The sequence below is a fragment of the Caballeronia mineralivorans PML1(12) genome, assembly GCF_001028175.1.
Lineage (GTDB): Bacteria > Pseudomonadota > Gammaproteobacteria > Burkholderiales > Burkholderiaceae > Caballeronia > Caballeronia mineralivorans.
This window is the reverse complement of the sequence record NZ_AEJF01000148.1, coordinates 1-13,635: the sequence shown is the minus strand read 5'-3', so window position 1 is coordinate 13,635 and position 13,635 is coordinate 1. Positions and strand designations below refer to the sequence as shown.

General features: G+C 60.7%; 12 protein-coding genes. 3 read left to right on the top strand and 9 right to left on the bottom strand.

Going from position 1 to position 13,635, the window contains the following annotated elements; translation table 11 throughout:
- Window positions 1–288 precede the first annotated feature (288 nt).
- The gene (locus EOS_RS25160; protein ID WP_200908705.1) at window positions 289–1,683 is read left to right on the top strand and encodes an FAD/NAD(P)-binding protein; all 1,395 of its coding nucleotides are present in this window, start codon (window positions 289–291) and stop codon (window positions 1,681–1,683) included.
- Window positions 1,684–1,703: 20 nt separating this feature from the next.
- On the opposite strand, the gene EOS_RS25155 is transcribed toward EOS_RS25160, so the two are convergent.
- The gene (locus EOS_RS25155; protein ID WP_200908704.1) at window positions 1,704–2,549 is read right to left on the bottom strand and encodes a protein-L-isoaspartate O-methyltransferase family protein; all 846 of its coding nucleotides are present in this window, start codon (window positions 2,547–2,549) and stop codon (window positions 1,704–1,706) included.
- Between the two features lie 672 nt (window positions 2,550–3,221).
- Between EOS_RS25155 and EOS_RS25145 the strand changes: the two genes are divergently transcribed.
- Window positions 3,222–3,425: a cold-shock protein gene (locus tag EOS_RS25145; protein WP_031356584.1), complete on the top strand. Its 204-nt coding sequence runs from the start codon at window positions 3,222–3,224 to the stop codon at window positions 3,423–3,425.
- A 156-nt stretch (window positions 3,426–3,581) separates the two neighbouring features.
- Here EOS_RS25145 and EOS_RS25140 read toward each other — a convergent pair whose 3' ends face one another.
- The gene (locus EOS_RS25140) at window positions 3,582–4,880 is read right to left on the bottom strand and encodes an acyl-CoA dehydrogenase family protein (RefSeq protein WP_082163514.1); all 1,299 of its coding nucleotides are present in this window, start codon (window positions 4,878–4,880) and stop codon (window positions 3,582–3,584) included.
- 289 nt (window positions 4,881–5,169) lie between these two features.
- Between EOS_RS25140 and EOS_RS25135 the strand changes: the two genes are divergently transcribed.
- Entirely contained in the window at window positions 5,170–6,522 is a 1,353-nt protein-coding gene (locus EOS_RS25135; protein WP_047894893.1) for an LLM class flavin-dependent oxidoreductase, read from the top strand.
- A 187-nt stretch (window positions 6,523–6,709) separates the two neighbouring features.
- On the opposite strand, the gene EOS_RS25130 is transcribed toward EOS_RS25135, so the two are convergent.
- The 7 genes from EOS_RS25130 to EOS_RS25100 all read right to left on the bottom strand — a co-directional run bounded on the left by EOS_RS25130 (window position 6,710) and on the right by EOS_RS25100 (window position 13,537).
- Window positions 6,710–8,590, bottom strand: a complete 1,881-nt coding sequence (locus EOS_RS25130; RefSeq protein ID WP_082163513.1) for a tannase/feruloyl esterase family alpha/beta hydrolase — start codon at window positions 8,588–8,590, stop codon at window positions 6,710–6,712.
- Window positions 8,591–8,657: 67 nt separating this feature from the next.
- Window positions 8,658–8,912, bottom strand: a complete 255-nt coding sequence (locus tag EOS_RS25125; RefSeq protein ID WP_152693174.1) for a hypothetical protein — start codon at window positions 8,910–8,912, stop codon at window positions 8,658–8,660.
- A 5-nt stretch (window positions 8,913–8,917) separates the two neighbouring features.
- Window positions 8,918–9,664: an ABC transporter ATP-binding protein gene (locus EOS_RS25120; protein ID WP_047894891.1), complete on the bottom strand. Its 747-nt coding sequence runs from the start codon at window positions 9,662–9,664 to the stop codon at window positions 8,918–8,920.
- Window positions 9,654–10,424 (bottom strand): ABC transporter ATP-binding protein, encoded by a 771-nt coding sequence (locus tag EOS_RS25115; RefSeq protein WP_047894890.1) that lies wholly within the window; start codon window positions 10,422–10,424, stop codon window positions 9,654–9,656. Before EOS_RS25115 ends, EOS_RS25120 begins: the two co-directional genes overlap by 11 nt.
- A complete protein-coding gene (locus tag EOS_RS25110) occupies window positions 10,421–11,449 on the bottom strand; it encodes a branched-chain amino acid ABC transporter permease (protein WP_047894889.1) in 1,029 nt (342 codons plus the stop codon). Before EOS_RS25110 ends, EOS_RS25115 begins: the two co-directional genes overlap by 4 nt.
- The gene (locus tag EOS_RS25105) at window positions 11,446–12,321 is read right to left on the bottom strand and encodes a branched-chain amino acid ABC transporter permease (protein ID WP_047894888.1); all 876 of its coding nucleotides are present in this window, start codon (window positions 12,319–12,321) and stop codon (window positions 11,446–11,448) included. The genes EOS_RS25110 and EOS_RS25105 overlap by 4 nt, the downstream gene beginning before the upstream one ends.
- Before the next feature lie 22 nt (window positions 12,322–12,343).
- On the bottom strand, window positions 12,344–13,537 hold the full coding sequence (locus EOS_RS25100; RefSeq protein WP_047894887.1) for an ABC transporter substrate-binding protein: 1,194 nt from the start codon (window positions 13,535–13,537) through the stop codon (window positions 12,344–12,346).
- Between the last annotated feature and the right edge of the window lie 98 nt (window positions 13,538–13,635).

Here is a 13,635-nt window from a genome sequence, read left to right as displayed (position 1 = left end):
CGCGTCCGCGGCGACGCTTTTGGCCTTAGCTTCTGGCCTTCTCCCTAGCCGCCGTCACGCCCTTATCCAAGAACGTCCTGCCCCGGTTTTAATCCTACAAATCCTCACAAGCTTAGCGAATTTCAAGCTTTACACAGTGTTCACCGGACGCATTGGCTGCGGTATCCTCAACGCTTCCGTGCGTCGCTGCTGCACGTACTTCCCAACATTTCCGAACTACGCAATGGCTGCAGCAATACTTGCATTCGACCGGAGGCTTCGCGAAGCTTCAGCATCATGAGCGCTCCATTGAAAACACCCAAAGGCACACCACTGAACATAGTCGTGATCGGCGGCGGTTTCACCGGCGTTGCGTTCGTGATTCATGCCACTCGCGCCTGCCCCGCCGGTATCGATCTCGACTTCACTATCGTGGAGCCATCGGCGGAGCTCGGCCGGGGCATCGCCTATGGAACGTCGGAGCCGCTGCATCGAATCAATGTGCCGAGTGACCGGATGAGCCTGTTCGCGGGCGACTCCACGCACGCCACACGCTGGCTTAAAGAGCACGATGCAATCGATGCCGGCAGCTGCGACGACCGGGGGCACTACTACGTATCACGCGCGCGATACGGCGAGTACGTCGCCGCGACCTTGCATGACGTCGTGGCCGAGGCCGCTCCGCACGCGCGCGTGAACCATCGGCGTGCAACCGCTACCGGCGTGCGCAAGATCGAATCGGGCTATACGGTTACGCTCGACGATGGCTCAGAGCTGGATGCACATCGCGTCGCGCTGTGTTTTGGTCATACACCTTCGAAACCACCTGGGGTCATCGACGAACAGGCCTTGCTCGATCCACGACTGATCACGCATCCGTGGGCACAGGATGCATTAAGCACGATCCCGCTGGACGCTTCCGTACTGCTGGTAGGCACCGGCCTGACGATGGCGGACGTGGCCGTCACGCTGATCGAGCATGAACATCGCGGACGCATCACGGCAATTTCGCGACGGGGTCTGCGGGCCCAGCCGCATGGACTTTTCTCCGATGCCACCGATTTCCTCGGTAACGCCAACCCACCCGCCACCGCTCGCGAACTGGTACGCAGGCTAAGACAGAGGATCGCGCGCGACGAGGCGAGCATCGGTTGGCAACCCGCCGCCGATGCGCTGCGTTTCGACCTCCCGAGGATCTGGAACGCGCTGCCTGCACGCGAACAACGCCGCGTGGTCAATCGGCTGCTGCCGTTCTGGGAGGTGCATCGCTTTCGAATCGCGCCGCAGATTCATGCTGCTATAGAACGTGCCATCGAGACGGGTCAGATGATTGTGACCACGGCGGGTATCGCGGAGATCAGGCTGGCGGCGGAGACTTTTCGCACCGTGTTGCGACGTCCGGGCGGCGCACACGAAGAGCACGATTTCGACGCCGTGGTTTTCTGCACCGGACCGGCACGCGACATCGACAGGAATCCGTTCGTGAAGTCGCTGCTGGAGGGCGGGCTTGCACGACTGGATGCGGTGCGGATAGGACTCGACACCGACCTTCGAAGCCGGCTCAGGAACGCCGACGGCAAGGTGTCGCCGGGCCTGCTCGCGTTCGGGCCGATCACACGGGGAAGCTTCGGCGAGATGACAGGCGCGCCCGACATCGCGCGCCATCTCGAACGTGTGCTTCAAGACGGCAGCCTGCTCGCCTGACCATCGCCTTGATAGGCTAGTCAGTGCAACGCCGATGAAGAAAACCAGACATGCTCGTAAGCGACTACTGCGCTCGCATCAGGTACACGTTCCGAGCTCAGCCACACTGACCTGACTGACCACGCCATGCGGGCATCGGGCGGTTTCACGAACCCGTCGAAAGTCGATGCCCCGCCGACGCAAGGGATGAACCACGAGGAGATGAGCGGCTTCGCTGCAAAGCCCACATCGGTTCGCGTTATCAGCACGGTTAGTCCGACTTCATCGGATGGACGCCAGGGAAAAATCAAGCGGCCGTGCGGACGCAGTGCATAAAGCCAGGAACGCGGTGGCGCCACGACACCAGCGTTCACATAAATCAGATCCGATGCAGGCAAAGGCAGTTTGGTCGCGTCGCCTTGCGTCACGGTCACACCCTCGAACGCCTGCAAATTCTTGCGCGCCATCTCGGCCAGGCCGGGTTCGATTTCGAACGCTTCCACGCGGCCACCGGGAGTCGCCAGCGCTGAAAGCATGGCGGTGTAATACCCGGAACCCGCACCGATATGACACACGACATCACCCGGTTTCGGTGCAACAACACCAAGCCACGCGGCATGAAGAAACGGCTCGCCGTTATTGATTCCCTTAACCGCATCGAGCGCAACCAGGGCGTTCTGATACAGATAGACAGGGTCGGCGCTCGGGGTCTCGAAGTATTCGTTGTCCACCATGATTTTCCACGGCCCGGGCGGAAGAAATGCCTCGCGATGCACAAGTTCGAACACCCGTTCAAGCCGCGGATCGTGGGACTTGCTCGCGGCAAGCATGAGCTTTGCGTAGAACTTCCTGGCTTCCGCGATATTCGCCGTTTCCTTACGAATCACGACAACCCCTTACCATCGGATGTTTCGAAGCAAGCATTGCCTGCTTCGCTGACGCCACCTATCGTGGCAATGCATCGGTCTTGCGTCAAGTTGCGCTAAAGCGGCCGTAAATCGCTCAATAAAAGCGTTGCAATGGTGTCATTTGCTACAGTAAACGGGCTCGGTAGAACTTGAATCCGCCGTCGATCCGGTAAAGTCGTCCGAGCGCGACACAGTGACGAATGTTTACCGGATAAAATTACTTCCGCTGGACGGCAGTCAATTGTGTGCTCGCGAATGAAATGCATTACGCATTCATCAGCTGCAATTCCGCAGTATTCAGCGGTCGTCCGTAGAAGCACTCTGAAGAAATCCTATGTGCAGACAAACTGTCGACAAGGACCTTAAGGCCTTTAACAAGGCTATTATCCGGGTTGAGCACAAGCTTGCTGAGCATCCGGATTAAGTATTCAGCGTGTATTGCAGCTTTTCCGGTTTGGAAAGCTTCAATAAATATTGGCGCGGCGTACAATTGAATCGCCATAATTCCAAAAGCGCATAGCGCCGCAGCGGTTGTTTGTTACGGACGCGCTCTCGGACTTAGAGAAGTCTTGTCACAACAATGCAATGCGACGCGGCTCGGCGCTCTGGTTTTATTCTCACTCGTTAGCTCTAAATTTTTTGGATACGCTCATGGCAACCGGTACGGTCAAATGGTTCAACGATGCAAAAGGCTTCGGCTTCATCACGCCCGATGACGGCGGCGAAGATCTGTTCGCACACTTTTCGGAAATCAAGGCAGAGGGCTTCAAAAGCCTTCAGGAAAATCAGAAGGTAACGTTTGAAGTAAAACAGGGGCCCAAGGGCAAGCAGGCATCGAACATCGTGCCAGCCTGAGTTTCATCCGGCCGTCGCAACGGCTGGTTTTCGTCTGTCACGCAGATGAAGGCGGGGCATGGCCACCTTTGACCATGTCCCGTTGCGATGTCTTGCACGTCAACACATCGTGACGCGATCGTGGCTCAAGACCACGCGCTCCGTTCTCGCTTTGTTCTATCTGCCAGTCCTGGCAAATGCGTCGTCTTGCACCGCAGTTTTATCCCCATACGCCGCGTCGCGCTTTAAGCCGGGCACAGCTGTATCCGCAGTGGAATGCGCGAGACTGAATCGCTCCTCGGGCGCGGTCCCGTTCAGATGGTAATTGCCGACTGCGGCCTCGCGCTGAATAGCCGGATTGTGCGAGGCAATCACGCGTGCGTTGCGCCAGTGGCGATCGAGCCGTCGTGCTTCGCTCGTCGCCGACGCCCCGCCCACTTCAAATAACAATGTCGCCGCCTCAAGCACTTGCTCGAGCACGATCTGTTGCGCCTGATAAGCCTGGATATCGACGGCGATGTAATCCGCTGTGGTAGCCAGACCTGCGTTACGCGCCTGATGCACACGCTCGAGCGCCGCGGCTACGGACTCGACCAGCGCCTCGGCCGAATACGCGAGACTCGCGAGACGCCCCACTACGCGATGCACAAGCGGATTGTCACGCGGGCTCGACTGCCCCGCTACACCAAACGTGCGTGTACGGCCCTGAACGAATGCAACGCCATCGCGCAATACCGCACGTGCGATACCCGCGAGCGTTGCCAGATGCACGGCCTGGTAGAACGCAGTCAGCAATGAATCGCGGCGCGGCTCCGAGGCCTTGTAGCGCGACAGGATCTGGTCGACTGGAACCCGTACGTTATCGAAACGCGTGGTGCCGCTAGCCGTCAAACGCTGGCCGAAACCGTCCCAGTCGTCGTTACGTGCCACCCCCGGCGCATCGCTGCGCACGAGCACGTGAAGATCGGTCTGCGCATCGTGTGCAGCTACGTTGATCCATTCCGAATAGAGCGTCCCCGTGCTGTAGTACTTCTCACCGTTCAGAAGAACAAACCCCAGGTTCGCGTCGGGTGTGACAGTGACGCTGTTGTGCGTGGAACCGGTGCGTTCCGACGTAGCCGCCCCAATTGTCTCGCCGCGGGCGATGCGTCCCAGCCAGCGCTCGCGTGCTGCCTCATCATCGCTTTCCAGCCGCTGCTCGATGAAACCCGAATGCGCGCGAATAATCTGCGGCAGGTTCGAATCGGCTTCGCCCAGACGCGTCAGGAGACGGAAATACTGCGGCAGCGAGATACCGCCTCCACCGTATTCGCGCGGTACTCGCAAGGCGGTAAAGCCGCTGTCCTTCAACTGCTGAACAGCATCGCGAGCGAGTTCACGACTCTGCTCACGCTCGATGGCGCCTTTGCCAATGTGCTCGAATATCTCCGCGAAACGCGCGTAAAGCGCCGCGTCCGCCGGTGCTGACGTCGTCATTCACTTCTCCACAATTTAAACGGTGCAAACAATGAGGATAAGTGCCATGCCGAGCCGCCGGCAACGAACGATAGGTGCTAACCATATGCGCTTGCCGGGTTTCCCCAGCGTTGCTCAAAGCTATGCGCCAAAGCTAATGCGAATGCCGCTGGCACGCTTCCTGAGCCCATTCGGTTTAGTGCTTTAGCGTATATCGATCGGTGGATTTATTCGTGGCTCTACGCGGCTGTCCGATCAAGAATCGAAGGTCGGCTATTCAGCTTATTCAGTTATTGAGCGCTTGAGAAAGATGACCCACCTTAAAAGCACCCCGCCGCGACGCCTGCACCTCAACGTCAATATCCTGCATTCGGGTTTCGTCCCCTCTGCATGGCGGCTAGCGGAAGCCGATCCTCTGGCGTTCATCAACGTTAGTCATTACGTCCGCGTTGCACAGATCGCGGAGGCAGCCAAGTTTGACGCCGTGTTTCTCGCCGATAACGCCTCTATCGCCGACCAGATCGACTTTCGACCGATCACCGCGCTGGAGCCGACCATCCTGCTGGCCAGCATCGCGGCGGCGACCTCGCATATCGGCGTGATCGGCACTGCGTCGACGAGTTACAACGAGCCGTATAACATCGCGCGCCGTTTCGCGACGCTCGACCATGTCAGCGGCGGACGGGCGGGCTGGAACGTCGTGACCACCGCCGACCTGGGCTCAGCGCGCAATTTCGGCCGCGAGGCGGTGCCCGATCACGCTGAACGCTACGCGCGTGCTTCGGAGTTCACCAGCGTCGTCAAAGCGCTCTGGGACAGTTGGGAGGACGGCGCGGTCATCGGCGATAAAACAAGCGGACTATTCGTCGATACGGACAAGGTTCACCCGGTCTCGCATCGCGGCCCGCATTTCTCGGTGCAGGGTCCGTTGAACGTGCCGCGTTCACCGCAAGGGCATCCGGTGCTCGTGCAAGCCGGCGCTTCGGGCGACGGCCGCGAGCTTGCCGCACGCCATGCCGAGGCAGTGTTCTCGGCCTCGCAATCCTTCGACGAGTCGCTAGCCTATGGACGTGATCTCAAAGCGCGCGCAGCGGCCTTTGGACGAGGTCCCGATGCGGTGAAGGTGCTGGCCGGACTGACCACGGTCATCGGCTCGACTGAGGCTGAAGCGTTACGTCGCCGTGACGAACTGGTGGACCTGATTCCGTGGAGTTATAGCCTGACCCGGCTAGCCGGTGTCCTGGGCGTGAGCCCGGACCGCCTGAAGCTGGATGAACAACTGCCGGACAACCTGTCCTTGCCCGGCCAGGGCAATGGCAACCACACGTTCTTTCACGCGACGCTGGCACAAAGCCGCCAGCACGGCTACACCGTGCGCGAACTCATCAGGGCGCTCGCGGGCGGCGGCGGTCATCGCGTGATTGTGGGTACGCCCGAGCAGATCGCGGATGACATCGAACGCTGGTTCAACGCAGGAGCCGCGGATGGCTTCAACCTCATGCCCGATACGTTGCCGGGCGGCTTGCAGGACTTCGTCGACGGCGTCGTTCCGATCCTTCGCCGGCGCGGCATTTTTCGCACGGACTACGAAGGCGCGACGCTGCGCGAACATCTCGGTCTGGCGCGTCCCGAGAACCAGAGGTTATGGCGCAAAAGCGCTTGAGCGTTCGCTCTCGTCAAGCGGCCCCCTTTCACAAAGCATCCCGATCCCACATTCCATGACCAAGCGGACCGGACAACTGCGCCTAGGCGCCTTCGTCTATCCCGCCGGACATCACATTGCCGCGTGGCGGTATCGCGACAGCAAGATGCTGTCGCGATGCCGACCTGAACCACATCGTTGAAGCAGCTCAACTACACGTAAAACTCGATGCCGCCCCTACATCGCCGCCGGTGTAAGTCGGCTTCGACGGGTACATGCAGATGGGCCGCGTAATCGTCCCGCCCTGGTTTTGCAGCGGAATCTTGTCCGGTGCAACGCCATTCTCCACCCAACCAGCGAGCACCTGGTATAGCTGCCCGGCTGCAGGCACCGGCGGATTCGCCGCAGGATTGGCGGTACCGTTAAGGCTACCGTGACCAAAGCCCGGGATGAGGAAGAGCCGATAGAAGCTTTGCACCGACGCAAGATCTCCGCCCATCTGGTTCACGACTCGCGTGTAGTAATTGACCGATCCTTGCGGCATGATCAATTCGTCCGAGAGGCCGTGATAGTGAAGCAGTTTTCCGCCATGACTTTTGAATGCGGAAAGGTCTGGGTTGTCGGTGTTGATCTGGCCAAATTGCGACTGTAGCGCGATGCCCTGATCGAATGCATTCGACAGTTGCGCATAGGAGAGAGCCTTCCAGCCAGACGCTCCGTTACCCGTTGCATTCACGAAATTCGGTCCGGCAATGGTGGGATTCTGCAATTCCAGCGCTACCTGATCGGATGCGACAGTAAAGGGACCATTGACACCTGCCAGGCCGGTACCGCCGAAGAACGCGCCGTATAGCGACGTCCCGCGCGTCTGTCCGAACCAGCGTTGCACGCCGCTGGGGCCAGTCAGCGACGTGACCGAAGCCCATCCGTTGTCCGAACCCGGCACGGGTGCTGACCCGTCAGACGTGATGCCGTACCAGATCTTGTTGATCGCGGCGGCCTGCACCGGCGTGACGCAAGCCGGCGTACTATTCGCGCCCCCGCTCGCCGCACATAGGACATTCCGGTCCGCGGTGGGATCATATTTGCACGCGGATGGATCGAGGATGTAGCCGAGATGCTGGCCGCCCACCGAATCGCACGCGCTGATAGCCGCATTGGATACGAGGTCCTGCTGCGCCGTAGTCAGAGGCGTACCGCCGAGATCACGCTGAAAGACGATCTGCGGATAGAGTTCCCCCGTGATGAACTTGCTCCAGTTGAACGCGGGCCCACCTGCAAGGATGCCGTCGAAGTCATCTGGATTGGCTTGCGCTTCTTTCATACCCTGGCGTCCACCAGTAGAGAAGCCGTCCCAGTACGAGTACTTTGGTGCGATACCGTAATACGCTGTGGCGAGCGCCTTCGTGTCCACAGCCATTTCATGGATGGAGCGGGACGCGAAGTCGGTCCAAAGCGCAGTGTTGATCGTGCCATCCGGATTCATCGCGAACGAGCCGCCACCCGCAGTGTCAGCGTGCCCAGTGTCCGTTGACGCCGATACAGCCCCTTCAGTTTCGGCAATCGCAACGGTGCTAACAGCCACAGCTGGAAAAAGTGCTGCGAGCGGGTTAGGCAGCCCCGCGATGGCCGTTGTCGATCCTTGCACACCACCAGCCCAACCACCGCCGCCCACCACATGTACACGTTTGTTCCAGTTAGCGGGACTCGGAAGCCACACTTCGATACCGATGCCAGGTGAAGTCGACGGCGCGCCCGCGGGACCCGGGTTTCCCGGTCCGACATTCAGCTTGACCATGCACAGATCGTTGGTCGCCGTGACACCTGACGACGTGCCGCTCAGGTTGAGATCGTCGCCCTTCTTGAACGCCTTCACCAGCGTCACCGTGGTATTCACATCGGGCTTGAATGCGGTCTTCATCGAGTCGTCGCAGGTCAGCGGTTTGGTTGTCGCCGCAGTCAACGCACTGGAACTCGTATTGCCTCCGCATGCGGCAAGCAGCACGACGCTCGCGCATATCGTCACCAAAACGGGCAGACCCAGCCGCACTATCCGGCTCTGTACCAGGGGATATCGGACTCGCTTCATTACATCGTCTCCTTGCCAGTGTCTGGCCTTGTTTGTCGTGATTTTTTCGCAGGCAGGCGCGTCTTCGTTATCGGAAGCGATCCAGATCGCGATCAGTTTCGGGCACCAGGATGCCGCGTGCGGCGAGCGCCTGAATAAGCGCGGGCAAGGTAGACACTGGCGCGGCTGCTGAAGTGGATGCCGCCGGCGTTGCGGCATGAGCGTATGCCAGCGTGCTCAAGGTCGCGGACACGCCGATAAGCCGCACAACTGCCCGTACCGTCGACCCGGCGCGCTGGGTATCGTTTAACGCGGTGGAAAGGTTTTTTATTCGCCATGGCATATCGTTCACACCCCTAAGTAACGCTGTTGCAGCACGCTATCGGCCAGCAGATCGGCGGCTGCCGCTTCGACTACGACCTGCCCCTTCTCCAGCACGATCGCCCGGTCGGCATGCTCGAGGACAGTCCGGTAATTCCGGTCGACAATGATCGCGGCTATACCCGTCGCGCGCACCGTCGAGATCACCTGCCAGATCTCCTGGACGATCTTGGGTGCAAGCCCTTCGGTGGCTTCGTCGAGAATCAGGCACACGGGGTTGGTCATCAGCGCCCGGCCAATCGCGAGCATTTGCTGCTCGCCGCCCGACAACTGCGCGCCGCCGTTCGATAACCTCACTTTCAAACGCGGGAACGTATTGAGTACTCGCTCGAAGGTCCATGCCTGTTTGCCGTCCACGCCCGGCTGCCCCGCGAGCAGCAGGTTTTCCCGCACCGACAAGTTCGGAAACACCCCACGCCCCTCGGGCACGTAGCTAAGACCGCGCCGTGCGATGGCATGCGCGCGGGCCGTCGACATATCGATGCCGCCTATCTGCACGCGCCCTGTGCGACGCTTCACGTGGCCGAGCACGCTGCGCAACAACGTCGATTTGCCCATGCCGTTGCGGCCCATCAGCGCGACGGTTTCGCCTTCGCGGATCATGAGATCGACGCCGCGCAGCACATGGCTCGTTCCGTACCACGCGTTGAGCCCGGTCGATTCAAGCAGCGGCGGACGCAAGACCGCCTGAGGCGAGAGCGTTTCATTCGACATCGGCGGTCCCCAGATAGGCGCTTTGCACGGCGCGATTCGAACGTATCTCATCGCTGGTTCCCGACGCGATCACCGCGCCGTCGACCATCACCGTGACGACATCGGAGGTGGCGAACACCGCGTCCATATCGTGTTCGACGAGCAGGATCGCGTGTTCGGCGCGCAGCGACTGCAGCAACTCCAGCATGCGGGCCGTCTCTTCCGGACCCATGCCCGCGAGCGGTTCATCGAGCAGCAAGATGGCGGGCTCACCGGCCAGACACATCGCGATTTCCAGTTGCCGCTTCTGACCATGCGACAGCGTTCCCGCGATGCGCATGGCGCAGTGCGTCAGTCCCGCATGCTCGAGCGCGGCAGCGGCCAGTTCATTGCTCGCCGCACAGTGCTGCGCAGCTTCATGCAGATGCCAGGCGCGTGGCATGCGGGCTTGCGCCGCGAGGCGACAGTTCTCCATTACGCTCAGCGGCGCGAACACGTTGTTGCGTTGATAGGTCCGCCCTACTCCGGCGCGTGCGCGGCGCTGTTGCGACCATCCGCCAATGGATGCGTCGTTAAGCAGAACGTCGCCTGACGTGGGCGTAAGCTCGCCGCACAACAGGTTGATTAACGTCGACTTGCCGGCGCCATTGGTGCCGAGCACGCTATGGATCGTGCCGACGTTAACATCGAGCGACACATCGTTCACAGCGGTCAAGCCACCGAAACGGCGCGTCAGGTTGCAAGCACGCAGCGACGTAAATTGAGAGCGAGTGAGCGTCACAATGCACGCTCCTCTTTCGGCGCGGCCTTGACGGGCACGCCTCGTCTGCGTACGCACAACCGCTCGATAGCCGCGTGGCAAGCGGCCACGCCACCGGTCAGGCCAAGCGGCAGCGCCGCCACTGAAACAATGATGAGCAAGCCGAAAATGAGCTGCCAGTGTTTCGTGAGTTCCGAGAGCCAGTCGCTGAGCAGCACGAACACCAGCGCGCCCGCAATTGCGCCGCCGAAACCGGGGCCGCCAAGTATCACCATCAGTAGCACGTTGCCTGACTGATGCCACGAGAACAGTTCCGGATTAACGAAGCCATACTGGAACGCGTATAGCGAACCGGCGATACCGGCCAGCGCGCCACCTATCGCGAAGCTCGCAAGCTTGTATACAAACACCGGATAACCCGACGCCGTCATGCGTTGCTCGTTATGCCGGATACCTGCTAACGCATGCCCAAAACGTGACCGCATGACGACCCACAGCACGCCGAGCGTAAAGACCAGCACGGCAAGCACGGACCAATAGAACGCGCGGCCATCGGCGAGGTCGATCCAGGTTTTACCGAACATGCCGACGACCGGCTTGAAGTACAGATACGTGCCGTCGCTGCCGCCAAAACCCTTGCCGTCGTGGACCACGTAATAGAGCATCTGCGCGAACGCCAGCGTGACCATGATGAAGTAGATGCCGCGCGTTCTCAGCACGAGCAGGCCGATCACCACGGCGAACAGCATCGCAACGCCACCTGCGAACGCCAACGTTGCAACAAGGTTCGCAGCGCCCGCCTGCGGTGCAACGAGCGCAGTGGCATACGCGCCCACACCAAAGAACGCTGCGTGCCCGAGACTGACCAGGCCGGTGCAACCCACGAGCAATTGCAGGCTCGCGGCGAAGATCGACATGATCATCACCTTCGATAGCAATTCGAGTTCAAAGCCACCGTCCAGCATTGCCGGGGCGGCTGCCAGCGCGAGCAGGAAGAGGGTCCAGCCAGATGCGGTCCAGGCGCATCGCCGTGTGAAGAATGTCATCGCGCGGCCCTCTCCCCAAGCAATCCAGCGGGCCGCACCAGCAGGATCACCGCCATCAGGAGATAGATCGCGATACCCGCGCCTTCCTGCCACAACACCTTGCCGAAGGTATCGACGAAACCGATCAGCAACGCCGCCACGAACGCGCCGGTAATGGACCCGATGCCGCCGATCACTACCACCAGAAAACACACGATCAGCATCTGCGCGCCCATGCCCGGATAGACGGTCGACACCGGCGCGAACAACATTCCCGACATCACCGCGAGCCCGAAGCCCAACGAAAACACCACGCGGTACAGCAAGCCGATATCGATGCCAAGCGACTGCGCCATCTCGCGGTTCGACGCGCCCGCGCGGATTTTCATGCCCACGCGCGTCTTGCGGATCAGCCAGTACAACGCGAGTGCAAGCACGACGCACGCCGCCGATACAAACAGCCGGTAGACCGGATACAGCATGTCGTTGCCGATGGAAATCGACCCTGCGAGGAACGCGGGCACGGCGACCCCATGCACGTCGTCGCCTATGAGGATGCTGCGCAGTTCCTCGATCACGAGAATCAGTCCATAGGTCATCAACACCTGCTGCAAGTGATCGCGCTCGTATAGAAAACTGAAGAACACCCACTCCAGCAGGTAGCCGAAGATAAGCGACAGCACGAGGCCGAGCGCGAGCGCGACGAACAGGTTACCGGTCAGCGCGGTCAGCGAATACGCGAGGTACGCGCCGATCATGTAGAAACTGCCATGCGCCAGATTGACGATGCCCATGATCCCGAACACGAGCGTCAAGCCGCTCGCGACCAGGAACAACAGCAGGCCGTACTGCATGCTGTTCAGGCATTGCACGAAGAATGTCGCGAGAGTCATTGCTTGAATACCCCGTTGCTACTCAGTTCATCCGGCAGCCGCGCGCGGGATCGGCCAGCCCTTTCGCCGCGACCAGCACCACGCGGTTCTCATGCCCATTGACCTGACGCAGATAGATGTCCTGAACCGGGTTGTGCGCCTTCGACATCACGAACGGGCCGCGCGGACTATCGATCTTCGCCTGCTCCATGGCACGGACCATGGCGTCGCGTTGGGTCATGTCGCCCTTCACTGCCACGAGCCCCGCCCCCAGCAGTTGCGCCGCGTCGTAGCCCTGCACTGCGTAGACATCGGGCTGCAGCTTGTAGGTCTTCGCATAGTCCAGCCGGAAGCCCTGGTCGCGTGCCGATGTCAGTCCGTCCGCGTAGTGGAGCGTCGTCAGCAAGCCTTGAGCAGCGTCGCCTTGCGCTTCCAGCGTGCCGTCGGTCAGGAAGCCCGCACCGTACAGCGGGATCTTGTCCTTGAGGCCGGCAGCGGCATAGTCCTTCACGAACTTCACGGCGCCCGCGCCCGCAAAAAACACATACACGGCGTCAGGTTTAGCAGCGGCGATCTGCGTAAGCTGCGCCTGGAATTCGACGTTGGGGAATGGCACCGTCAACTCATCGACGACCTTGCCGCCCGCCGCTTCGAATGCTTCCTTGAAACCGCGCACCGATTCTTCACCGGCCGCGTATTTCCACGTCAGCGTCACCACTCGCTTCGCGCCTTTCGATGCAACCACCTTGCCCATTGCATAGGCCGGCTGCCAGTTCGAAAACGACGTGCGGAAGATGTTCGGCGCGCACAGTGGCCCGGTCACGTTGTCCGCGCCCGCATTGGGCACGATCAGCAGCGTGTTGGTGTCCTTGGCGACCTTGGCCATCGCCATGGCGACGCCTGAGTGAACCGTGCCGAGCAGCACATCGACGTGATCGCGCTTCACCAGGCGGCTCGCATTTTCGGAGGCTTTCGACGGGTCGGATTCATCGTCGAGACGAACGTAGTCGATCGTGCGCCCACCAAGACGGCCGCCCTGCTGCTGCACATACAACTTGAAGCCGTTCTCAATTGCGACGCCGAGCGGCGCGTAGGTGCCGGTGAACGGCAGCATGACGCCGACCTTGAGCGGTGCGGCGGAAGGAGCCTGAGCCTGAGCCTGAGCAGCGCCGCTCACGCACGCAAGCACGAGCGAGGCGAACGCGAGACGAAACTTCGGCGCGGAATCGAAAATCATGAGAGGTCTCCAGACCATTCCGGGGTGGCGCGATGCGGCGGCCTTCCACCCCGTTTTTTTTGTTGAATCGCTTCGATGCGCGCGCTCAGAACGCGTGG

Coding starts and splice junctions, on each gene's coding strand:
- EOS_RS25145 (WP_031356584.1), top strand. CDS start 3,222: ATGGCAACCGGTACGGTCAAATGGTTCAACGATGCAAAAGGCTTCGGC.
- EOS_RS25140 (WP_082163514.1), bottom strand. CDS start 4,880: ATGACGACGTCAGCACCGGCGGACGCGGCGCTTTACGCGCGTTTCGCG.
- EOS_RS25135 (WP_047894893.1), top strand. CDS start 5,170: ATGACCCACCTTAAAAGCACCCCGCCGCGACGCCTGCACCTCAACGTC.
- EOS_RS25130 (WP_082163513.1), bottom strand. CDS start 8,590: ATGAAGCGAGTCCGATATCCCCTGGTACAGAGCCGGATAGTGCGGCTG.
- EOS_RS25125 (WP_152693174.1), bottom strand. CDS start 8,912: ATGCCATGGCGAATAAAAAACCTTTCCACCGCGTTAAACGATACCCAG.
- EOS_RS25120 (WP_047894891.1), bottom strand. CDS start 9,664: ATGTCGAATGAAACGCTCTCGCCTCAGGCGGTCTTGCGTCCGCCGCTG.
- EOS_RS25110 (WP_047894889.1), bottom strand. CDS start 11,449: ATGACATTCTTCACACGGCGATGCGCCTGGACCGCATCTGGCTGGACC.
- EOS_RS25105 (WP_047894888.1), bottom strand. CDS start 12,321: ATGACTCTCGCGACATTCTTCGTGCAATGCCTGAACAGCATGCAGTAC.
- EOS_RS25100 (WP_047894887.1), bottom strand. CDS start 13,537: ATGATTTTCGATTCCGCGCCGAAGTTTCGTCTCGCGTTCGCCTCGCTC.